This is a genomic window from Rhizobium sp. BG4, assembly GCF_016864575.1.
Taxonomy (GTDB): domain Bacteria; phylum Pseudomonadota; class Alphaproteobacteria; order Rhizobiales; family Rhizobiaceae; genus Rhizobium.
The window spans coordinates 237,671-256,667 of the sequence record NZ_CP044125.1; the positions used below are offsets into that span (position 1 = coordinate 237,671).

28 protein-coding genes and 2 pseudogenes are annotated in these 18,997 nt (G+C 60.0%); 3 read left to right on the forward strand and 27 right to left on the reverse strand.

Translation table 11 applies throughout. The features are described from left to right. Positions 1–70 precede the first annotated feature (70 nt). The gene (ilvD, locus tag F2982_RS01285; protein WP_199629445.1) at positions 71–1,906 is read right to left on the reverse strand and encodes a dihydroxy-acid dehydratase; all 1,836 of its coding nucleotides are present in this window, start codon (positions 1,904–1,906) and stop codon (positions 71–73) included. A gap of 325 nt (positions 1,907–2,231) precedes the next feature. Here ilvD and msrP point away from each other — a divergent pair. Next, a pseudogene (msrP, locus tag F2982_RS01290) lies at positions 2,232–3,178 on the forward strand (protein-methionine-sulfoxide reductase catalytic subunit MsrP). Further along, on the forward strand, positions 3,178–3,837 hold the full coding sequence (gene msrQ, locus F2982_RS01295; RefSeq protein WP_203429026.1) for a protein-methionine-sulfoxide reductase heme-binding subunit MsrQ: 660 nt from the start codon (positions 3,178–3,180) through the stop codon (positions 3,835–3,837). The pseudogene msrP and the gene msrQ overlap by 1 nt, the downstream one beginning before the upstream one ends. Here msrQ and F2982_RS01300 read toward each other — a convergent pair. Beyond that, positions 3,834–4,241 carry a DUF2809 domain-containing protein gene (locus F2982_RS01300; protein ID WP_203429027.1) on the reverse strand — a complete coding sequence of 136 codons (408 nt, stop codon included), beginning with the start codon at positions 4,239–4,241 and terminating at the stop codon, positions 3,834–3,836. The genes msrQ and F2982_RS01300 overlap by 4 nt on opposite strands. 139 nt (positions 4,242–4,380) lie before the next feature. On the opposite strand from F2982_RS01300, the gene F2982_RS01305 reads away from it, so the two are divergent. Then, complete coding sequence (locus F2982_RS01305) at positions 4,381–5,226, forward strand: DUF817 domain-containing protein (protein ID WP_246777574.1); 846 nt, start codon at positions 4,381–4,383, stop codon at positions 5,224–5,226. A gap of 76 nt (positions 5,227–5,302) precedes the next feature. On the opposite strand, the gene rplQ is transcribed toward F2982_RS01305, so the two are convergent. From rplQ to rplD, 25 genes and pseudogenes are all read right to left on the reverse strand, one after another. After that, positions 5,303–5,728: a 50S ribosomal protein L17 gene (rplQ, locus tag F2982_RS01310; protein WP_112711485.1), complete on the reverse strand. Its 426-nt coding sequence runs from the start codon at positions 5,726–5,728 to the stop codon at positions 5,303–5,305. Positions 5,729–5,850: 122 nt separating this feature from the next. Beyond that, on the reverse strand, positions 5,851–6,861 hold the full coding sequence (locus tag F2982_RS01315) for a DNA-directed RNA polymerase subunit alpha (protein WP_112387893.1): 1,011 nt from the start codon (positions 6,859–6,861) through the stop codon (positions 5,851–5,853). Positions 6,862–6,961: 100 nt separating this feature from the next. Then, positions 6,962–7,351, reverse strand: coding sequence for a 30S ribosomal protein S11 (gene rpsK, locus F2982_RS01320; RefSeq protein ID WP_003547577.1), 390 nt, complete (start codon positions 7,349–7,351; stop codon positions 6,962–6,964). 131 nt (positions 7,352–7,482) lie between these two features. Further along, positions 7,483–7,851, reverse strand: coding sequence for a 30S ribosomal protein S13 (gene rpsM, locus F2982_RS01325; RefSeq protein ID WP_112711484.1), 369 nt, complete (start codon positions 7,849–7,851; stop codon positions 7,483–7,485). Between the two features lie 223 nt (positions 7,852–8,074). Then, positions 8,075–8,724, reverse strand: a pseudogene (locus F2982_RS01330) (adenylate kinase). Beyond that, positions 8,721–10,061: a preprotein translocase subunit SecY gene (secY, locus tag F2982_RS01335; RefSeq protein WP_112711482.1), complete on the reverse strand. Its 1,341-nt coding sequence runs from the start codon at positions 10,059–10,061 to the stop codon at positions 8,721–8,723. Before secY ends, F2982_RS01330 begins: the two are co-directional and overlap by 4 nt. Positions 10,062–10,294: 233 nt before the next feature. After that, entirely contained in the window at positions 10,295–10,768 is a 474-nt protein-coding gene (rplO, locus tag F2982_RS01340) for a 50S ribosomal protein L15 (RefSeq protein ID WP_112711481.1), read from the reverse strand. Between the two features lie 16 nt (positions 10,769–10,784). Next, positions 10,785–10,994 (reverse strand): 50S ribosomal protein L30, encoded by a 210-nt coding sequence (gene rpmD / locus F2982_RS01345; RefSeq protein WP_112711480.1) that lies wholly within the window; start codon positions 10,992–10,994, stop codon positions 10,785–10,787. 14 nt (positions 10,995–11,008) lie between these two features. Beyond that, positions 11,009–11,578 carry a 30S ribosomal protein S5 gene (gene rpsE / locus F2982_RS01350; protein ID WP_112711479.1) on the reverse strand — a complete coding sequence of 190 codons (570 nt, stop codon included), beginning with the start codon at positions 11,576–11,578 and terminating at the stop codon, positions 11,009–11,011. A gap of 132 nt (positions 11,579–11,710) precedes the next feature. Beyond that, complete coding sequence (gene rplR, locus F2982_RS01355) at positions 11,711–12,073, reverse strand: 50S ribosomal protein L18 (RefSeq protein ID WP_112711478.1); 363 nt, start codon at positions 12,071–12,073, stop codon at positions 11,711–11,713. A gap of 12 nt (positions 12,074–12,085) precedes the next feature. Continuing rightward, on the reverse strand, positions 12,086–12,619 hold the full coding sequence (rplF, locus tag F2982_RS01360) for a 50S ribosomal protein L6 (RefSeq protein ID WP_112711477.1): 534 nt from the start codon (positions 12,617–12,619) through the stop codon (positions 12,086–12,088). Positions 12,620–12,663: 44 nt separating this feature from the next. Beyond that, entirely contained in the window at positions 12,664–13,062 is a 399-nt protein-coding gene (gene rpsH / locus F2982_RS01365; RefSeq protein ID WP_003547562.1) for a 30S ribosomal protein S8, read from the reverse strand. 12 nt (positions 13,063–13,074) lie between these two features. Beyond that, a complete protein-coding gene (gene rpsN, locus F2982_RS01370) occupies positions 13,075–13,380 on the reverse strand; it encodes a 30S ribosomal protein S14 (RefSeq protein ID WP_112711476.1) in 306 nt (101 codons plus the stop codon). Positions 13,381–13,412: 32 nt separating this feature from the next. Next, the gene (rplE, locus tag F2982_RS01375; RefSeq protein WP_112711475.1) at positions 13,413–13,970 is read right to left on the reverse strand and encodes a 50S ribosomal protein L5; all 558 of its coding nucleotides are present in this window, start codon (positions 13,968–13,970) and stop codon (positions 13,413–13,415) included. Beyond that, positions 13,970–14,272 (reverse strand): 50S ribosomal protein L24, encoded by a 303-nt coding sequence (gene rplX, locus F2982_RS01380; protein WP_112711474.1) that lies wholly within the window; start codon positions 14,270–14,272, stop codon positions 13,970–13,972. Before rplX ends, rplE begins: the two co-directional genes overlap by 1 nt. A gap of 12 nt (positions 14,273–14,284) precedes the next feature. After that, on the reverse strand, positions 14,285–14,653 hold the full coding sequence (gene rplN, locus F2982_RS01385) for a 50S ribosomal protein L14 (protein WP_003547558.1): 369 nt from the start codon (positions 14,651–14,653) through the stop codon (positions 14,285–14,287). Between the two features lie 258 nt (positions 14,654–14,911). Continuing rightward, positions 14,912–15,151: a 30S ribosomal protein S17 gene (rpsQ, locus tag F2982_RS01390; protein ID WP_004674926.1), complete on the reverse strand. Its 240-nt coding sequence runs from the start codon at positions 15,149–15,151 to the stop codon at positions 14,912–14,914. A gap of 12 nt (positions 15,152–15,163) precedes the next feature. Further along, a complete protein-coding gene (rpmC, locus tag F2982_RS01395) occupies positions 15,164–15,364 on the reverse strand; it encodes a 50S ribosomal protein L29 (RefSeq protein WP_007531673.1) in 201 nt (66 codons plus the stop codon). Between the two features lie 10 nt (positions 15,365–15,374). After that, positions 15,375–15,788: a 50S ribosomal protein L16 gene (rplP, locus tag F2982_RS01400; RefSeq protein WP_003573792.1), complete on the reverse strand. Its 414-nt coding sequence runs from the start codon at positions 15,786–15,788 to the stop codon at positions 15,375–15,377. 36 nt (positions 15,789–15,824) lie between these two features. After that, positions 15,825–16,544, reverse strand: coding sequence for a 30S ribosomal protein S3 (rpsC, locus tag F2982_RS01405; protein ID WP_018857109.1), 720 nt, complete (start codon positions 16,542–16,544; stop codon positions 15,825–15,827). Next, positions 16,544–16,933 (reverse strand): 50S ribosomal protein L22, encoded by a 390-nt coding sequence (gene rplV, locus F2982_RS01410; protein ID WP_007531667.1) that lies wholly within the window; start codon positions 16,931–16,933, stop codon positions 16,544–16,546. Before rplV ends, rpsC begins: the two co-directional genes overlap by 1 nt. 2 nt (positions 16,934–16,935) lie before the next feature. Continuing rightward, positions 16,936–17,214, reverse strand: a complete 279-nt coding sequence (gene rpsS, locus F2982_RS01415) for a 30S ribosomal protein S19 (protein ID WP_007531666.1) — start codon at positions 17,212–17,214, stop codon at positions 16,936–16,938. A gap of 15 nt (positions 17,215–17,229) precedes the next feature. Continuing rightward, a complete protein-coding gene (gene rplB / locus F2982_RS01420) occupies positions 17,230–18,066 on the reverse strand; it encodes a 50S ribosomal protein L2 (protein ID WP_112711473.1) in 837 nt (278 codons plus the stop codon). 11 nt (positions 18,067–18,077) lie between these two features. Beyond that, positions 18,078–18,371: a 50S ribosomal protein L23 gene (locus F2982_RS01425; protein ID WP_112711472.1), complete on the reverse strand. Its 294-nt coding sequence runs from the start codon at positions 18,369–18,371 to the stop codon at positions 18,078–18,080. Further along, positions 18,368–18,988 carry a 50S ribosomal protein L4 gene (gene rplD, locus F2982_RS01430; protein WP_112711471.1) on the reverse strand — a complete coding sequence of 207 codons (621 nt, stop codon included), beginning with the start codon at positions 18,986–18,988 and terminating at the stop codon, positions 18,368–18,370. Before rplD ends, F2982_RS01425 begins: the two co-directional genes overlap by 4 nt. Positions 18,989–18,997 lie beyond the last annotated feature (9 nt).

Here is an 18,997-nt window from a genome sequence, read left to right on the forward strand (position 1 = left end):
ACCTCTGAAAACGAAAAGACCCGCTGCCGATGAGACAGCGGGTCTTCTGATCAGATCGAAGCTTTTCAGCTTATTCCGGCAGGATCCGGACTGCGCCGCGATCGGCACTGGTGGCGAAGGCCGCGTAGGCCTTTAGTGCCGTCGTGACGTTGCGCTTGCGGACTTCGGCCGGGCGCCAGCCCTTGGCTTCCTGTTCGGCGCGGCGTGTCGCCAATTCGGCGTCGCTGACACGCAGGCTAATGGTGCGGTTCGGGATGTCGATGTCGATCATGTCGCCCGGCTGGACGAGGCCGATCGTGCCGCCGTTGGCGGCTTCCGGCGAAGCGTGGCCGATCGACAGGCCCGAGGTACCGCCCGAGAAGCGGCCGTCGGTGATCAGTGCGCAGGCCTTGCCGAGGCCCTTCGACTTCAGATAGCTGGTCGGATAGAGCATTTCCTGCATGCCCGGGCCGCCCTTGGGGCCTTCGTAGCGGATGACGACAACATCGCCGGCGACGACTTCGTTGCCGAGAATGGCCTTCACGGCGGCGTCCTGGCTTTCATAGACCTTGGCCGGACCCGAGAATTTCAGGATCGATTCATCGACGCCTGCGGTCTTCACGATGCAGCCGTCGAGCGCCAGATTGCCCTTCAGGACAGCGAGACCGCCATCCTTCGAGAACGGATGCTGGGCATCGCGGATGACGCCGTTTTCGCGGTCGAGATCGAGCTCGTCCCAGCGGGCGCTCTGGCTGAAGGCAACCTGTGTCGGTACGCCGCCGGGCGCTGCGCTGAAGAGCTTCAGGGCGACGGGATTGTCCGTGACCGAGATATCCCACTGCGCCAGTGCGTCGCCAAGCGTCGGCGAATGGACGGTCGGCAGGCCGGCATTGATCAGCCCGGCGCGGTTCAGCTCCCCGAGGATCGCCATGATGCCGCCTGCACGGTGGACATCTTCCATATGGACGTCGGACTTCGCCGGTGCGACCTTCGACAGGCACGGGACACGGCGCGACAGGCGGTCGATGTCTTCCATGGTGAAGTCGATTTCGCCCTCGTGGGCGGCTGCCAGAATGTGAAGAACGGTATTAGTCGATCCACCCATGGCGATATCGAGCGCCATGGCATTTTCGAAGGCGCCCTTGCTGGCGATGGTGCGCGGCAGTGCCGTTGCATCGTCCTGCTCGTAATAGCGCTTGGCGAGTGCCACGACGCGGCGGCCGGCCTCGAGGAAGAGTTCCTTGCGGTCGGAATGCGTGGCGAGCGTCGAGCCGTTGCCGGGCAGCGACAGGCCGAGCGCCTCGGTCAGGCAATTCATCGAGTTGGCGGTGAACATGCCGGAGCACGAGCCGCAGGTCGGACAGGCAGAGCGCTCGATAACCTTGACGTCCTCGTCGGAAACCTTGTCGTCGGCAGCCGCAACCATGGCATCGACGAGGTCGAGCGCGTGGGTCTTGCCGTTGAGCACGACCTTGCCGGCCTCCATCGGACCGCCGGAAACGAAGATCGTCGGGATATTGAGGCGCAGCGACGCCATCAGCATGCCGGGGGTGATCTTGTCGCAATTGGAGATGCAGACCATGGCGTCGGCGCAGTGAGCGTTGACCATGTATTCGACGCTGTCGGCGATCAGCTCGCGCGACGGCAGCGAATAGAGCATGCCGTCATGGCCCATGGCGATGCCGTCGTCGACGGCGATCGTGTTGAATTCCTTGGCGACGCCGCCGGCCGCTTCGATTTCGCGGGCGACGAGCTGGCCGAGATCCTTCAGGTGGACGTGGCCGGGCACGAACTGCGTGAACGAGTTCACCACCGCAATGATCGGCTTGCCGAAATCGCTGTCCTTCATGCCCGTGGCGCGCCAAAGGCCGCGCGCACCCGCCATGTTGCGGCCGTGGGTCGTGGTTCTCGAACGATAGGCTGGCATCGGTGTCTTCCTCAAAGTGCCGGATTTATCTGCGATATAGGGCGGCGAAGCTGTTTGCTGGCCGGCGATCGCCGTATTTTTGAATTGTCCTAATCCAATCGGCAGGGGCTGTCACTACCGGCAAGGGCAAATCCGGTACGGCGCGCGCGGCGTCCATCGGGCATATACGGAGCGGAGGAGCCTTTTGTTACAGGCTATTCCTTCACATCCGAACACAAAAAATTGGCTTTCCGTCAGGCCGGTTCAAGGCCTAGACACTAATCTGAAAACGCCGATCATGCGTTTAAAGAGATATTTGGGCCGCCCCCAGCCCAGGAGGTTTGAAATGCCGACCTACCGCCCCCGAAGATCCGCTCGTCGGAGATCACGCCGCATCAGGTCTATCTGCGCCGCCGCGAATTTCTCGGCGCTGCAACGCTTGGCGCCATGGCGCTCTACGGCGCCGGAAAGGCAAGCGCTGCCGCCCTCAATGCCGTCGACAGCAAATATACCGTCGATGAGAAGACGACGCCCCTGAAGGACGTCACCACCTACAACAATTTCTACGAGTTCGGCCTCGACAAGGGTGACCCAGCAGCGCTTTCGGGCGACTTCAAGCCCCTGCCCTGGACCATCAAGGTCGACGGCATGGTCAACAAGCCCGGCACTTTCGATCTCGATGCGCTGATGAAAGAATTCCCGGTCGAGAGCCGCACCTACCGGATGCGCTGCGTCGAGGCGTGGTCGATGGTCATCCCCTGGGATGGCTTTCCGCTCGCAGCACTGCTGAACAAGGTCGAACCGCAGGGAAGCGCCAAGTACGTCGCCTTCGAGACGGTCGTCCGCCCGGAAGAAATGCCGGGCCAGAAGGGCATCTTCCAGTCGCTGGAATGGCCCTATGTCGAGGGCCTGCGCCTCGATGAGGCCATGCATCCGCTGACGCTGCTTGCCGTCGGTCTCTACGGCCAGACGCTGCCGAACCAGAACGGCGCACCGATCCGCCTCGTCGTGCCGTGGAAGTACGGCTTCAAAGGTATCAAGTCGATCGTCCGCATCACGCTCACCGACCAGCAGCCGAAGAACACCTGGCAGGTCACCAACGCCCAGGAATACGGCTTCTATGCCAATGTGAACCCGGCGGTCGATCATCCGCGCTGGAGCCAGGCCACCGAACGCCGGATCGGCGAGAGCGGCTTCTTCGGCGCCAGCCGTCACCCGACGCTGCCCTTCAACGGCTATGCCGATGACGTGGCAAGCCTCTATTCCGGCATGGATCTCAGGGCGAATTTCTGATGGCGGGTTTTTCGTTCAGCCTGCCGAAGCGCTGGCAGCCGGCTTCGGTCTGGGCACTCTATGCCGTCGGCCTGCTGCCGGCGGCCTGGACCTTCTATCTCGGCGCCACCGACCAGCTCGGCGCCGATCCGGTCAAGACCTTCGAGCTGTTTCTCGGCCTCTGGACCATCCGCTTTCTGATCCTGACGCTTGCCGTCTCGCCTGCCCGCGATCTGCTGGGCTGGAACTACTTGCGCTATCGCCGGGCGCTCGGCCTGCTGACCTTCTATTACGCGCTGATGCATTTCACCGTTTACATGGTGCTCGATCAGGCGATGGACCTTCCCGCCGTCGTCGACGACGTCCTGAAGCGCCCCTTCATCATGTTCGGTATGGCGGGCCTCGCCCTGCTCGTCCCGCTCGCCGTCACATCGAACAATTTTTCGATCCGCAAGATGGGCATGAAATGGATCTGGCTGCACAAGCTGATCTACATCATCGCCGCCGCCGGTGCCCTGCATTTCGCGCTGTCGACGAAGATCCTCGACCTTGAGCAATATATCTATGTCGGCCTGATCATCCTGATGATTCTCTATCGCTCGTGGCGCCCGATCGCAAAGAGCCGCAAGCGCGCGGCACAGGGGCGCCAGCGCGGGCAGGCTGCGGCGACGGTCTCCTAACCGGTGGCCCGCGCCAGCTTCGCATCGATGAAGTAGGCCGCCGCTATGCCGAGCGTGTAGGAGACGATGTTCCAGATCGAGAAGATGCGGCCGATCAGCAGCGCTCCTGTCAGCGTCAGCCTGAAGGCGTCGAGCCACGGCGTGTGATAAAGCCGGAAGAACTCGACCGCGGCCGAAAGAACGACGGCGAGAACTGCAAGGTTCAGGGGCCGGACGCGCGGAGCGAACAGCAGGCTCAGGATGAGAAACACCATCCCGCCCCAGAGGGCCGCTGCGCCATAATTGACGATGATAAACGGCAAGCCGACGGGATACCCGAACCGGCGCAATAACAGTCCCGCCGCGATGACCAAAAGCGTAGCGACGGTATATCCTGCCCTCGAGCCGAGACCATTTTTGAACATCACAGGCTCGGTCACAATCTTAGCCACTTCCTCGATACTAGCTGCAGGTCGATCCGGCGGTTTGGTTCGAGTCCATCCGGATTAGCTTGCCCACTCCTGCTCCCCCGGTCCTCCGATGTCAAAGCCTCTTGCTCTCCGCATGCTCCTGCCGGCTCTCGACGAGCACCTGACCGCCATACCCGAGGCGCAGGGATTGCGAGGCATCAGACGCTTCGCCGTCGAATTCCTCTATTTCGGGATCAAGGAGGCGCGGGCTTCGCTGTTTGCGGGGTTGTTCTTTCTCGCGGTCTTTGCCGTCCCCCGCGCCGGTCTATTCGGTCTCGCGCGCTATGACCTGCTCTTGGTGATCGCGCTGGCGATCCAGGCCGCGATGGTGCTCACCAAGCTCGAGACGCTGGACGAACTGAAGGCGATCACGCTGTTTCACTTGATCGGCTTTGCTCTCGAGGTCTTCAAGACCTCTAGCAGCATCCAGTCCTGGTCCTATCCCGATTTCGGCTATACCAAGCTCTTCGGCGTGCCGCTGTTTTCAGGCTTCATGTATGCAGCGATCGGCAGCTACGTGATCCAGGCCTGGCGCGTGCTGGACCTCCGAGTGCGCCACCATCCGCCTTACTGGATGGCGACGCTGGCCGCCACAGCGATCTATGCGAATTTCTACACCCACCATTATATCGGCGACTATCGCTGGTATATCGCGGCCTGCACCCTTGGCCTCTATGCCCGCACGACCGTCATCTTCCGGCCCTATGACCGCGACAGGCGCATGCCACTGCTCGTCGCCTTCGTGCTGATCGGCTTCTTCATCTGGCTTGCCGAAAACGTCCACAGCTTCCTCGGCCTTTGGCAATATCCGAACCAGATCGGCGGCTGGTCAGTCGTCCATATCGGCATCTGGAGTTCATGGTCGCTGGTCGTGGTAATGACCTTCACGATCGTCGCCAATCTCAAGCACTTCAAGGAACGGATCCACGTGCCCGAGTGAGAAGTGCTCACCACCACAAACGAAAACAGCCGGGCTTTGCAGCCCGGCTGTTTTGCTTCCGGAGAACCGGAAAGAATTAAGCAGCTTCGGCCGCAGCGGCTTCGGCTTCGACGCGGGCCTTGTCGGCTGCGCCCTTGGCGTTGACGTCGCGGTCAACGAACTCGACGACTGCGAGAGCAGCGTTGTCGCCCTGGCGGAAGCCAGCCTTCATGATACGCAGGTAGCCGCCGTTGCGGGTTGCGTAGCGCGAAGCGATGGCGTCGAAGAGCTTGGCAACGACAGCGGCGTCGCGGATCTGCGAGATCGCCTGACGGCGAGCGTGCAGGTCGCCGCGCTTGCCGAGGGTGACGAGCTTTTCAACGATCGGACGGATTTCCTTTGCCTTCGGCAGGGTGGTCACGATCTGCTCATGGGTGATGAGCGAAGCCGCCATGTTGGCAAACATTGCCTTGCGGTGGCTGGCAGTTCTGTTCAGCTTGCGGCCGGCTTTTGCGTGGCGCATTGCTATTCTCCTTTGATGCAGGGCTCTTCGCTTCTAGCGGGCCTGCCGTTTCCTGGCACATACAGGCGATCTGCCTGCTGTTTGACTGGGAAAGGCAGCCTCAGAGCCTGCCTTTTTGGTTCTTAATACTGGTCTTCGTAACGCTTGGCGAGATCTTCGATGTTCTCGGGCGGCCATGCCGGCACTTCCATGCCGAGGTGCAGACCCATGGAAGCGAGAACTTCCTTGATTTCGTTCAGCGACTTGCGACCAAAGTTCGGGGTGCGGAGCATTTCTGCTTCGGTCTTCTGAATGAGGTCGCCGATGTAGACGATGTTGTCGTTCTTCAGGCAGTTTGCCGAGCGAACAGACAGTTCGAGTTCGTCTACCTTCTTCAGGAGCGCCGGGTTGAAGGCCAGTTCGGTGACGGCTTCTTCCTCGGTTTCCTTCTGCGGCTCGTCGAAGTTGACGAACACGCCAAGCTGATCCTGGAGAATGCGAGCCGCGAAAGCGACGGCATCTTCACCGGAGATCGAGCCATCGGTTTCGATGGTCATGTTCAGCTTGTCGTAGTCGAGAACCTGTCCTTCGCGGGTATTTTCAACCTTGTAGGACACCTTCTTGACCGGCGAATACAGGCTGTCGACCGGGATGAGTCCGATCGGAGCGTCTTCCGCACGATTGCGCTCGGCCGGAACATAGCCCTTGCCGTTGTTGACGGTGAATTCCATACGGATTTCGGCGCCCTCGTCGAGCGTGCAGATCACATGCTCGGGGTTGAGGATTTCGATATCGCCGACCGTCTGGATGTCGCCAGCCGTTACAACGCCCGGGCCCTGCTTACGCACGACCATGCGCTTTGCGTCGTCGCCATCCATCTTGATGGCGATTTCCTTGATGTTGAGCACGATGTCCGTAACGTCTTCGCGGACGCCCGGGATCGAGGAGAATTCATGCAGCACGCCATCGATCTGCACGGCCGTAACAGCGGCACCGCGCAGCGACGACAGCAGAACGCGGCGAAGCGCGTTGCCGAGGGTGAGGCCGAAACCGCGCTCCAGCGGCTCTGCTACGAGCGTCGCCTTGGTGCGCGAGCTCGAAGAGAACTCGACCTTGTTCGGCTTGATCAGTTCCTGCCAGTTCTTCTGAATCATGTCTTTGCCTTCCGTTCGTTACCACCATCCAATCGTGGTAACCGAGCTTGAGAAACACCGGGAGCGCGCTGGCGCTCACCGGTGTTGTGAGTGGCGATGATCAGACGCGGCGCTTCTTGCGCGGGCGGCAGCCATTGTGCGGGATCGGCGTCACGTCGCGGATGGACGTGATCATGAAACCAGCAGCCTGGAGCGCGCGCAGAGCGGATTCACGGCCGGAGCCCGGGCCGCAAACTTCGACTTCCAGCGACTTCATGCCATGTTCCTGAGCCTTCTTGGCGCAGTCTTCAGCAGCGATCTGGGCAGCGAACGGGGTCGACTTGCGCGAACCCTTGAAGCCCTTGGCACCAGCGGACGACCAGGCAATGGCGTTGCCCTGTGCGTCGGTGATGGTGATCATCGTGTTGTTGAAGGTCGAGTTGACGTGCGCCACGCCCGACGAGATGTTTTTACGTTCGCGACGGCGAACGCGTACGGCTTCCTTGGCCATTCTTATCCCTTTCTTGGATATCGTCACCGCCGTAATACCAGCGGCTCCACCAGAGCAATGCCTTGAGGCACCGCTCCAAACTCAAAAGAGGCCGGCGGACCGCCAGCCTCCCCTTCCCGGTTTCCCGGAAATTACTTCTTCTTACCAGCGATCGCCTTTGCCGGGCCCTTGCGGGTGCGGGCATTGGTGTGCGTGCGCTGACCGCGAACCGGCAGGCCGCGGCGATGACGCAGGCCGCGGTAGCAGCCGAGGTCCATAAGGCGCTTGATGTTCATCGCGGTGTCGCGACGAAGATCACCTTCGACCTGGTAATCGCGGTCGATGGTTTCGCGGATCTGGAGCACTTCGGAGTCCGTCAGCTGATGGACGCGCTTGTCAGCCGGAAGACCGACCTTCTCCATGATTTCCTGTGCGAATTTCGGACCGATCCCGTGAATGTAGGTCAGCGCGATAACAACGCGCTTTGCAGTCGGGATGTTGACGCCAGCGATACGTGCCACGCCTGTTCTCCTTGCATTCCTGTTGCCATCCGGCAAGAGGGCTTCGTTATGCCGCCCTCAAGGGGCCGCTCGTTCATATTGGGGTTCGTAACATGTCAAAACGACCGAACCCGGACTTCGTAGGAAATCCGCGCCGATCGCATCAAATGTCGCGAGTTGGCGCGGTGTTTAACGGAATCAGTGCCGAAACGCAACCGCTTCCGCCAAGTTTATTTTCGAGGCTCTAGAGCTTCGAAAGAATGGCGTCGATCTCCGTCGTGACATGATCGATGTCAGCCATTCCATCGACCACCTTCAGCTTACCCTTGGCATGGTAATAGCCGATCAGTGGCGAGGTTTCCTTGTAGTAAGCGGCCAGACGGGTCACCACGGTCTCGCGGTTATCGTCGGGGCGGCGCTTGAAATGGGTCAAACCGCAGCGATCGCAGACCCCTTCCACCTTCGGCTTGACGTTGGTGTCGTGATAGCCGGCGCCGCAGTTGGCGCAGGTGTAACGGCCGGAGACGCGATCAGCGAGAATCTTGTCGTCGACTTCGATCTCGATGACGGCCGAAAGCTCTATGCCCTTGCCCTTCAGCATCACCTCGGTGGCATCCGCCTGCACGAGCGTGCGCGGGAAACCGTCGAGGATGAAGCCATTGGCGCAATCCGGGGCATCGAGACGCTCGGAGACGATGGCATTGACGATCTCGTCAGAAACAAGCTTGCCCGCGTCCATGACGGCCTTTGCCCGCTTGCCCACCTCCGTGCCGGCCTGAACGGCTGCACGGAGCATGTCACCGGTGGAGAGCTGCGGAATGCCGTGCTTCTCCACGATCCGCTGGGCCTGGGTCCCCTTACCCGCGCCCGCGGCCCCAAAAGTATGAGTCTCATCGCCCCCTCTTTCCTCCACGCAACTTCGATTTCTTGATCAGTCCTTCGTACTGCTGTGCAATCAGGTGACCCTGAATCTGCGCAACCGTATCAAGAGTTACGCTAACCACGATCAAAAGCGAAGTCCCACCAAGGGATAATGGGATGCCGGTTTGCGACACCAGGATCTCAGGCAGGATGCAGACGAACACGAGGTAGATTGCGCCAATGACCGTGATTCGGGTCAGGACGTAATCGATATATTCGGCGGTACGCTCACCCGGACGGATACCCGGAATGAAGCCGCCATGCTTCTTGAGATTATCGGCCGTGTCCTTCGGATTGAAGACGATAGCCGTATAGAAGAAGGCGAAGAATGCGATAAGTGCGCCGTAGAGCAGCATGTAGAGCGGCTGGCCGTGGCCGAGCGCTGCGACGATCGAGGTTGCCCAGGACGGCAGAGCGGTCGTGTTGGCAAAGCCTGCAACGGTTGCCGGCAAGAGCAGCAGCGACGACGAGAAGATCGCCGGGATGACGCCCGAAGTGTTGAGCTTTAGCGGCAGGTGCGACGTATCGCCCTGGAACATCCGGTTGCCGACCTGACGCTTCGGATACTGGATCAGAAGGCGGCGCTGGGCACGTTCGACGAAGACGATGATGGCGATGACGGCGATCGCGATGACGATGACTGCGAGAATCAGCGTCGTCGACAGAGCGCCGGTACGGCCGAGCTCGAGGGTGCCGGCAAGCGCGCTCGGAAGACCGGCGGCGATACCTGCGAAGATGATCAGCGAGATGCCGTTGCCGATGCCGCGCGAGGTGATCTGCTCACCGAGCCACATCAGGAACATCGTGCCGCCGAGCAGCGTGATGACGGTGGAAATCTTGAAGAACCAGCCCGGATCGACCACGAGGCCGTTGCCGCTTTCGAGGCCAACCGCGATGCCATAGGCCTGCAGCGTGCCGAGCAGCACCGTGCCGTAGCGGGTGTACTGGTTGATGATCTTGCGGCCCTGCTCGCCTTCCTTCTTCAGGTTTTCGAGCGCCGGGACGACCGAGGTCATCAGCTGCACGATGATCGAAGCGGAGATGTAGGGCATGATGCCGAGCGCGAAGATTGCCATGCGCTGCACGGCGCCGCCCGAGAACATGTTGAAGAGGCCGAGAATGCCGCCTGCCTGGCCGCGGAAGGCCTGGGCATAAGCTTCGGGGTTGAGACCCGGAAGCGGAATGTGCGTACCGAGCCGGTAGACGAGGAGAGCTGCCAGTGTGAACCACAGGCGCTTCTTGAGATCCTCGGCTTTGGCGAAGGTCGAAAAATTGAGGTTGGAAGCCAACTGTTCCGCTGCAGAAGCCATGCGATTCTCCGCGCTACCTCTTCCGGCGCTTCGCGAATTGGGCCGGATCCGGAAAAGGCTGTCTATTATTTAAAGCCGGGCTTCGGACGGATTGCTGGCGCAATCGATGCCTCACCCTTGATTTCGTCGAAACCTGACCGTTGCGGGGTGCAACGTTTCAGGTTTTGTGAGGCCCACATATGGGAGCAAAATCGCCCGGTGTGAAGCACCCCGGGCGACATATCATAAGATTATTATTCTGCCGCTGCGGCAGAAAGAAGCGTGATGGAACCGCCAGCTTTTTCGATCTTCTCGACGGCAGACTTGGAAGCGCCTGCAACTTCGAGCTTGATCTTGGCCTTCAGTTCGCCGCCGGAGAGGACGCGAACGCCATCCTTGGTACGGCGGATAACGCCAGCAGCCTTCAGGGCAGCTGCGTCGACGGTCTGCTTGGCATCGAGCTTGCCGGCATCGACGGCAGCCTGGATACGCTCAAGCGACACGACAACGAAGTCGGCCTTGAAGATGTTGTTGAAGCCGCGCTTCGGCAGACGACGGTAGATTGGCATCTGACCGCCTTCGAAGCCATTGATGGCAACGCCGGAACGGGACTTCTGACCCTTGACACCACGGCCGCCGGTCTTGCCGGAGCCCGAGCCGATGCCGCGTCCGAGACGCTTGCGGCTGTGCGTAGAGCCTTCGTTGTCCTTGATTTCGTTCAGTTTCATGATCGTATCCTCTGGCTTACTTCTCGTCGACGATGCGAACGAGATGCTGCACAGCACGGATCATGCCACGAACGGAAGGGGTATCTTCCAGCGTGCGGCGGCGGTGCATCTTGTTGAGGCCCAGACCGATCAGCGTGCGCTGCTGAACGTCAGGACGGCGGATGGGGCTGCCGATCTGCTCGACGGTGATCGTCTTTGCTTCGGTCTTCTTGGTAGCCTTGGCCATAGGTCAGACTCCTCTTATTCTTCAGAGGCGTTGCCGGAGGCGGCACGGCGAGCCTGGAGCGTAGCATACTTGATGCCGCGCTGAGCTGCGATGTCCTTCGGGTGAACCTGATGCTTCAGAGCGTCGAAGGTTGCGCGAACCATGTTATACGGGTTCGAGGAACCGGTCGACTTGGCGACAACGTCGTGAACGCCGAGCGTTTCGAAAACGGCGCGCATCGGACCACCGGCGATGATACCGGTACCGACCTTAGCCGAACGCAGCAGAACCTTGCCGGCGCCGTGGCGGCCGTGAACGTCGTGATGCAGGGTACGGCCTTCGCGCAGCGGCACGAAGATCAGCTCGCGCTTGGCAGCTTCGGTTGCCTTGCGGATAGCTTCCGGCACTTCGCGTGCCTTGCCATGACCGAAGCCAACGCGGCCCTTCTGGTCACCAACAACGACGAGAGCGGCGAAACCGAAACGGCGGCCACCCTTAACAACCTTAGCAACGCGGTTGATCGCGACCAGCTTGTCGACGAATTCGCTATCGCGCTCTTCACGGGCCTGGCGGTCTTCCCGCTGCGGCCTTCTTTCCTGTGCCATTGTCCTCTTCCTTTTTCTTTTCCGGGTGCAATCGGCAAACAAAATGAGGACCGCCCCGGCCTCCCCTTCGGAGACGCCTGCGGTCCGGTGAGATCCGGCCGGAGCTTTTGAGGCTTCCGGCCGGAAACTTTATTAGAAGGACAGACCGCCTTCGCGGGCTGCGTCTGCCAGGGCCTTGATGCGGCCGTGGTAGATGAAGGCGCCACGGTCGAATACGACCTCCTTGACGCCTGCCTTCGTTGCGCGCTCTGCAACAAGCTTGCCTACGAGGGCAGCTGCTGCGGTGTCAGCACCGGTCTTCAGAGAACCGCGCAGATCCTTATCGAGAGTCGAGGCAGCCGCGAGGGTCTTGCCGGCAACATCGTCGATGACCTGAACATAGATGTTCTTCGAGGAGCGATGAACCGACAGGCGCGGACGGCCATTGGCCACCGACTTGAGATGACGGCGCACGCGGTTGGCACGACGTGCAAGTGCTTCTTTCCTGCTAGCCATTTCGCGTGATCCTTACTTCTTCTTGCCTTCTTTGCGGACAATCCGCTCTTCGGCATACTTAACGCCCTTGCCCTTGTAAGGCTCAGGACCGCGATATTCGCGGATTTCAGCGGCAACCTGGCCGACCTGCTGCTTGTTGATGCCGGTGACGACGATTTCCGTCGGCTTCGGCACAGCGATCGTGATGCCCTGCGGCGGCTCGTAAACTACGTCGTGGCTGAAACCGAGAGCCAGCTGCAGGTTCTTGCCCTGAAGCGATGCGCGGTAACCGACGCCGTTGATTTCGAGCTTGCGCTCGAAGCCGTCCTTAACACCCTTGAAGATGTTCTCGATCATCGTGCGGGACATGCCCCACTTCGAACGAGCATCCTTGGACTGGTTGATCGGAGCAACCGATACCGCGTTGTCCTTGAACTCGAGCTTGATTTCGTCGTTGGCGACGAAGAAGAGCTCGCCCTTCGGACCCTTTGCGGTGACCTTCTGGCCGTCAACCGATGCCGTCACACCTGCTGGAACCGGGACGGCTTTTTTACCGATACGAGACATGTTTCAATCCTGTCTGTTCGTTATGGAGTTCCCCTGCTCTGATCTTAGAAGACCGAGCAGAGAACCTCGCCGCCTACGTTCTGTTCGCGAGCCTGGTGATCGGCCATCACGCCCTTCGGGGTCGAAAGGATGGTGATGCCGAGGCCGTTCGCGACCTGCGGAATGGACTTGACCGAGACATAAACCCGGCGGCCCGGCTTGGACACACGGCCGATCTCACGGATCACCGATGCGCCTTCATAGTACTTGAGTTCGATGCTGAGCTCCGACTTGCCATTGCCGAAATCGACAACGGAATAGCCACGGATGTAGCCTTCGGACTGCAGAACATCGAGAACACGTGCACGGAGCTTCGAAGCAGGCGTCGAGACCGACGACTTGCGGCGGGAAGCGCCGTTACGGATACGGGTGAGCATATCGCCCAACGGATCAGTCATTGTCATCTAACCTGCTCCTTACCAGCTGGACTTGACGATGCCCGGCACCTTGCCGAGATTGCCGAGTTCACGCAGCGCGATACGCGACATGCGCAGTTTGCGGTAGTATGCGCGCGGACGGCCCGATACTTCGCAACGGTTGCGAATGCGGGTCTTCGATCCATCGCGCGGCAGGGATGCCAACTTGATCGAGGCCTTGAACCGCTCTTCGATCGGAAGAGACTGGTTCATGATGATCGCCTTCAGAGCTGCGCGCTTGGCAGCCTGATTTGCGACCGTATTACGGCGGCGCTTGTTCTTTTCAACTGCGCTGGTCTTCGCCATGTCAGGTTCCTTTTCTACGCTCGTCGTTACGGTTACTGACGGAACGGGAAGCTGAACTCTGTGAGCAGAGCGCGTGCTTCGTCGTCCTTCGTTGCCGTCGTGCAAACGATGATGTCCATGCCCCACATCTGATCAACCTTATCGTAGTTGATCTCAGGGAACACAATGTGCTCCTTGATGCCCATGGCGAAGTTGCCACGGCCGTCAAAGCTCTTCGGGTTCAGGCCGCGGAAGTCGCGAACGCGCGGGAGCGCGATGTTCACGAGACGGTCCAGGAACTCGTACATGCGGGCGCCGCGGAGGGTAACCTTCGCGCCGATCGGCATCTGTTCGCGGACCTTGAAGCCAGCGATAGAGTTGCGTGCACGGGTGATAACCGGCTTCTGACCAGCAATAGCGGCCAGGTCAGCTGCAGCAACAGTCGGCTTCTTCGAATCAGCCGTTGCTTCGCCAACACCCATGTTGATGACGATCTTGTCGATCTTCGGGATCATCATTTCGTTGGCGTAGGAGAACTTCTCCTGCATCGCATTGCGAATGCGCTCAACGTATTCCTTCTTGAGCCGCGGCTCGTACTTTGCCTGAGCCATTAGATCACCTCACCGGAACGCTTGGCCACACGGACCTTCTTGCCGTCAACGACCTTGAAGCCAACGCGGGTCGGCTTGCCGTCCTTGTCGACGATTGCAACGTTGGACAGGTGAACCGAGGCTTCCTTGTTGATGATGCCGGCTTCCTGGGTCTGCGTCTGGCGCTGATGGCGCTTTACGACGTTGACGCCACGGACAACCGCGCGATCTTCCTTCGGCAGAACCTGGAGGACTTCGCCGGTACGGCCCTTGTCCTTGCCCGTGAGCATGACGACCTTGTCGCCTTTACGAATCTTCTGCATCGGTCTCGCTCCTTACAGTACTTCGGGAGCCAGCGAGATGATCTTCATGTGGTTCTTGGCGCGAAGTTCGCGCGGAACCGGTCCGAAGATACGGGTGCCGATCGGCTCTTTCTTGTTGTCGATGAGAACTGCTGCGTTCGTGTCGAAGCGAATGACGGAACCATCCGCACGGCGGATGTCCTTGGCGGTGCGAACAACAACCGCCTTCATAACGTCACCCTTCTTCACGCGGCCGCGCGGGATCGCTTCCTTGATCGAAACGACGATGACGTCGCCGATCGAGGCATACTTGCGCTTCGAGCCGCCCAGCACCTTGATGCACATGACACGACGCGCGCCGGAATTATCCGCGACGTCGAGGTTTGTTTGCATCTGAATCATATCAGGTCGCCTTTTTGGTTTACCGGACTGGTTGGGCTTTCGCCCCCTACCCCGCTTATGAAAATTTGTCAGCCGACCGAGCCCGCAAAACGGGCACAGAAACGGCAATAGCTTGAATAGCGCGGGAAAAATCGTGCCAAGGTGGTTTCCCGGTGGGACCTTCCGTGCGCTCAAAGCAAAAGAACGCCCGGCTTTCGAGCGTTCTGACGCTGCTTCATACAGATATTTCCGCGAGACGCAAGGCCTCGCGAGAAATTCTTACTTGCCCTGGGCGGCGATAACCGTCCAGCGCTTGTCCTTGGAGATCGGAGCGCATTCCTCGATGGAAACGGTGTCGCCGATCTTGTACTGGTTGTTTTCGTCGTGGGCCTTGTACTTCTTGGAACGACGAACGGTCTTCTGAAGCAGCGGGTGAGCGAAACGGCGCTCGACGCGGACTACTACAGTCTTCTCGTTCTTGTCGCCAACGACGACGCCCTGCAGAATGCGCTTCGGCATGTTATTCTTCCTTTACGCCTTTGCTTCTGCCGCCTTCTGGCGGGCAATGGTTTTCACGCGGGCGATGTCCTTGCGGACTTCGTTGATGCGCGAGGACTTCTCGAGCTGGCCGGTTGCCTTCTGGAAGCGCAGGTTGAACTGCTCCTTCTTGAGGTCGGCGAGCTTGTCCTTGAGCTGATCGGCCGTGAGGCCGCGGACTTCTTCGGCTTTCATCTGCCTCTCCTTACTCTGCAATGCGCTGTACGAAGCGCGTCTTGACCGAGAGCTTGGCAGAGCCGAGACGAAGCGCCTCACGGGCGATTTCTTCGCTGACGCCGTCGATCTCGAACATCATACGGCCGGGCTTGACCTTGCATGCCCAGTATTCAACGGAGCCCTTACCCTTACCCATACGGACTTCGGTCGGCTTCGCGGTTACCGGAACATCAGGGAACACGCGGATCCATACACGGCCGGCGCGCTTCATGTAACGCGTGATCGCGCGGCGTGCCGCTTCGATCTCGCGTGCATTCACGCGGTTCGGCTCCTGAGCCTTAAGGCCGAATTCACCGAAGGCGAGGTCGGAACCACCCTTGGCGACGCCCTTGATGCGGCCCTTGAATTGCTTGCGGTACTTGGTACGCTTTGGCTGCAACATTTTCTTATTCTCCGAACTTCTTTGCCACCAACGCTATCAAGCGTTGTCGCGGCGACGATCGCGGTCGCGGCTTGCCGGACCCTGAGCGTCACCCTCGAGTGCGCGGCGCTCGGAGGCCATCGGATCATGCTCAAGGATTTCGCCCTTGAAGATCCAAACCTTGATGCCGCAGATGCCGAAAGCGGTTTCCGCTTCAGCTGTGCCGTAGTCGATGTCAGCGCGCAGCGTGTGCAGCGGAACGCGACCTTCGCGGTACCATTCGGTACGAGCGATTTCAGCACCGCCGAGACGGCCTGCGCAGGTGATCTTGATGCCTTCGGCACCAAGACGCATTGCAGACTGAACAGCGCGCTTCATGGCGCGGCGGAAAGCCACGCGACGCTCGAGCTGCTGGGCGATCGACTGAGCAACGAGCGTTGCGTCGACTTCCGGCTTGCGCACTTCAACGATGTTGAGGTGCGTTTCGGAGTTCGTCATGTCCGACAGCTTCTTGCGGAGCTTGTCGATGTCTGCACCCTTCTTGCCGATGATCAGACCCGGGCGAGCCGAGTGGATCGTGACGCGGCACTTCTTGTGCGGACGCTCGATGACGACCTTGGCGATACCAGCCTGCTTCAGTTCGCTCATGACGAACTTGCGCATCTTCAGGTCTTCGTGCAGCAGCTGACCGTATTCGGCATTGTCCGCAAACCAGCGGCTATCCCAGGTACGGTTGATGCCAAGACGGAAACCGATTGGATTGATTTTCTGACCCATTATGCGGCCTCCTCTTGTGCCTGCACTTCGCGGACCACGATCGTGAGGTGCGCGAACGGCTTCTCGATGCGAGATGCACGGCCGCGGCCACGAGCGTGGAAACGCTTCATGACGATCGACTTGCCGACGTAGGCTTCTGCTACGACAAGCGTGTCAACGTCGAGATCGTGGTTGTTCTCAGCGTTGGCGATCGCAGATTCGAGCGTCTTCTTGACGGCACCTGCGATGCGCTTGCGGGAGAACTCCAGCTCAGCGAGTGCACGGTCGACCTTCTTGCCGCGGATAGCCGCAGCAACCAGGTTGAGCTTCTGTGGGCTGACGCGGAGCGTGCGGGCGACTGCTTGCGCCTCGTTGTCCTTCAGCCGGCGTTCGGCTTTTGCCTTGCCCATTGTTACTTCCTCTTTGCCTTCTTGTCCGCGCCGTGACCGTAGTAGGTCCGCGTCGGAGAGAATTCACCGAACTTGTGACCGACCATGTCTTCGTTGACGCTGACCGGTACATGCTTGCTGCCGTTGTAGACGCCGAAGGTGAGACCGACGAACTGCGGCAGGATCGTGGAGCGGCGGCTCCAGATCTTGATTACTTCTGCACGTCCGCCTTCACGAACCTTCTCAGCCTTCTTGAGAAGATAGCCGTCAACGAACGGACCTTTCCATACTGAACGAGCCATTGGAGACTTCCTCTCTTACTTCTTACGCTGATGACGCGAGCGCATGATGAACTTGTCGGTCGACTTGTTCGACCGGGTGCGCTTGCCCTTGGTCGGCTTGCCCCACGGGGTAACCGGATGACGGCCACCAGAGGTGCGGCCTTCACCACCACCGTGCGGGTGGTCGACCGGGTTCATGACAACACCGCGGTTATGCGGACGCTTGCCGCGCCAAACCGTACGACCGGCCTTGCCGTCGTTGATGTTGGCGTGATCCGGGTTGGAAACGGCACCGATCGTCGCCAGGCACGAGCCGTGGACGAGGCGCTGTTCGCCAGAGTTCAGGCGAAGGATCGCCATGCCGGCGTCGCGGCCGACGAGCTGTGCGTAACCGCCAGCCGAACGAGCGATCTGACCGCCCTTGCCCGGCTTCATTTCCACGTTGTGGATGATGGAGCCGACCGGGATGTACTGCAGCGGCATGGTGTTGCCGGGCTTTACGTCGACAGCCTTTTCAGAAGCGATGACCTTGTCGCCTGCAGCGAGGCGCTGCGGAGCGAGGATGTAGGCCTGTTCGCCGTCCGTGTAGCTGACGAGCGCGATGAATGCAGTACGGTTCGGGTCGTATTCGATACGCTGAACGGTGCCTTCGACGTCGAACTTGCGACGCTTGAAGTCAACGATACGGTACGTACGCTTGTGACCGCCGCCGATGAAGCGGGCAGTGATACGGCCGAGGTTGTTACGACCGCCGCTCTTGGTCAGACCTTCCGTCAGCGCCTTGACCGGCTTGCCCTTCCAGAGGCCAGAACGGTCGACGATGACCAGCTGACGCTGGCTCGGGGTCGTAGGATTGAATGTTTTCAATGCCATTGTTTTATTCCTCAGAGACCGGTGGAGACGTCGATCGTCTGGCCTTCAGCCAGCGTTACGACAGCCTTCTTCACGTCCTGCTGCTTGCCGGCAAAACCGCGGAAACGCTTGGTCTTGCCCTTGCGGAGCAGCGTGTTGACGGCCGTGACCTTGACGCCGAAGAGCGCCTCGACTGCAGCCTTGATTTCCGGCTTCGACGCCGTCTTGGCGACATTGAAAACAACCTGGTTGTTTTCCGATACCAGAGTGGACTTTTCGGTGATCGCCGGCGAGACGATCACATCGTAGTGGCGAAGATCGGTCACTTGAAACGCTCCTCTAGAGCTTCAACGGCAGCCTTGGAAAGCACGAGCTTGCCGCGGCGCACGATGTCATAAACGTTGATGCCCTGGATCGGGAGAACATCGATGTTCGGGATGTTCTGGGCAGCGAGCTTGAAGTTGCCGTCGAGCTCAGCACCACCGATGAAGAGCGCGTTGGTCAGGCCGAGCGTCTCAAAGGTAGCGGCCAGAGCCTTGGTCTTGGCTTCAGCAGCAACGAGGTTGTCGATGATGATGACATCATCCGACTTCAGCTTTGCCGAGAGAGCGAGACGCAGGCCGAGAGCGCGAACCTTCTTGGGAAGGTCGTGTTCGTGGCTGCGAGCAACCGGGCCGTGAGCCTTACCACCGCCGCGGAACTGCGGAGCACGAGCCGAATGGTGACGAGCGCGGCCCGTACCCTTCTGCTTGTACATCTTGGCGCCGGTGCGCGAAACGTCCGCGCGGCCCTTTGCCTGGTGCGTGCCCTGCTGCTTCTTGGCAAGCTGCCAGCGGATGACGCGGGCAAGAATGTCTTCGCGGGGCTCGAGACCGAAGATCGCGTCAGAGAGAGAAACCTTCCCTGCGTCTTTTCCCTCGAGGGTCTTGACGTTGAATTCCATTGGTCTGGC

Bases quoted from the DNA above. Each gene is read 5' to 3' on its own strand.
- F2982_RS01300 (WP_203429027.1), bottom strand. From the start codon at position 4,241: ATGTTCAAAAATGGTCTCGGCTCGAGGGCAGGATATACCGTCGCTACG.
- rpmC (WP_007531673.1), bottom strand. From the start codon at position 15,364: ATGAAAGCCGAAGAAGTCCGCGGCCTCACGGCCGATCAGCTCAAGGAC.
- rpsQ (WP_004674926.1), bottom strand. From the start codon at position 15,151: ATGCCGAAGCGCATTCTGCAGGGCGTCGTCGTTGGCGACAAGAACGAG.
- rplP (WP_003573792.1), bottom strand. From the start codon at position 15,788: ATGTTGCAGCCAAAGCGTACCAAGTACCGCAAGCAATTCAAGGGCCGC.
- rplE (WP_112711475.1), bottom strand. From the start codon at position 13,970: ATGGCTCAGGCAAAGTACGAGCCGCGGCTCAAGAAGGAATACGTTGAG.
- F2982_RS01305 (WP_246777574.1), top strand. From the start codon at position 4,381: ATGCTCCTGCCGGCTCTCGACGAGCACCTGACCGCCATACCCGAGGCG.
- rpsC (WP_018857109.1), bottom strand. From the start codon at position 16,544: ATGGGTCAGAAAATCAATCCAATCGGTTTCCGTCTTGGCATCAACCGT.
- rplN (WP_003547558.1), bottom strand. From the start codon at position 14,653: ATGATTCAGATGCAAACAAACCTCGACGTCGCGGATAATTCCGGCGCG.
- rplB (WP_112711473.1), bottom strand. From the start codon at position 18,066: ATGGCATTGAAAACATTCAATCCTACGACCCCGAGCCAGCGTCAGCTG.
- rpsS (WP_007531666.1), bottom strand. From the start codon at position 17,214: ATGGCTCGTTCAGTATGGAAAGGTCCGTTCGTTGACGGCTATCTTCTC.
- F2982_RS01315 (WP_112387893.1), bottom strand. From the start codon at position 6,861: ATGATTCAGAAGAACTGGCAGGAACTGATCAAGCCGAACAAGGTCGAG.
- rpsE (WP_112711479.1), bottom strand. From the start codon at position 11,578: ATGGCACAGGAAAGAAGGCCGCAGCGGGAAGACCGCCAGGCCCGTGAA.
- msrQ (WP_203429026.1), top strand. From the start codon at position 3,178: ATGGCGGGTTTTTCGTTCAGCCTGCCGAAGCGCTGGCAGCCGGCTTCG.
- rplF (WP_112711477.1), bottom strand. From the start codon at position 12,619: ATGTCTCGTATCGGTAAAAAAGCCGTCCCGGTTCCAGCAGGTGTGACG.
- rpsN (WP_112711476.1), bottom strand. From the start codon at position 13,380: ATGGCGAAGACCAGCGCAGTTGAAAAGAACAAGCGCCGCCGTAATACG.
- rpsH (WP_003547562.1), bottom strand. From the start codon at position 13,062: ATGACAATGACTGATCCGTTGGGCGATATGCTCACCCGTATCCGTAAC.
- rplQ (WP_112711485.1), bottom strand. From the start codon at position 5,728: ATGCGCCACGCAAAAGCCGGCCGCAAGCTGAACAGAACTGCCAGCCAC.
- rplV (WP_007531667.1), bottom strand. From the start codon at position 16,933: ATGGGCAAGGCAAAAGCCGAACGCCGGCTGAAGGACAACGAGGCGCAA.
- rpmD (WP_112711480.1), bottom strand. From the start codon at position 10,994: ATGGCCAAGGCTACCAAGAAGACCGAAGCAAAGACGATCACCGTCGAG.
- rplD (WP_112711471.1), bottom strand. From the start codon at position 18,988: ATGGAATTCAACGTCAAGACCCTCGAGGGAAAAGACGCAGGGAAGGTT.
- rplO (WP_112711481.1), bottom strand. From the start codon at position 10,768: ATGAAACTGAACGAAATCAAGGACAACGAAGGCTCTACGCACAGCCGC.
- rpsK (WP_003547577.1), bottom strand. From the start codon at position 7,351: ATGGCCAAGGAAGCCGTACGCGTTCGCCGTCGCGAACGTAAAAACATC.
- rplR (WP_112711478.1), bottom strand. From the start codon at position 12,073: ATGGCTAGCAGGAAAGAAGCACTTGCACGTCGTGCCAACCGCGTGCGC.
- secY (WP_112711482.1), bottom strand. From the start codon at position 10,061: ATGGCTTCTGCAGCGGAACAGTTGGCTTCCAACCTCAATTTTTCGACC.
- ilvD (WP_199629445.1), bottom strand. From the start codon at position 1,906: ATGCCAGCCTATCGTTCGAGAACCACGACCCACGGCCGCAACATGGCG.
- rplX (WP_112711474.1), bottom strand. From the start codon at position 14,272: ATGCAGAAGATTCGTAAAGGCGACAAGGTCGTCATGCTCACGGGCAAG.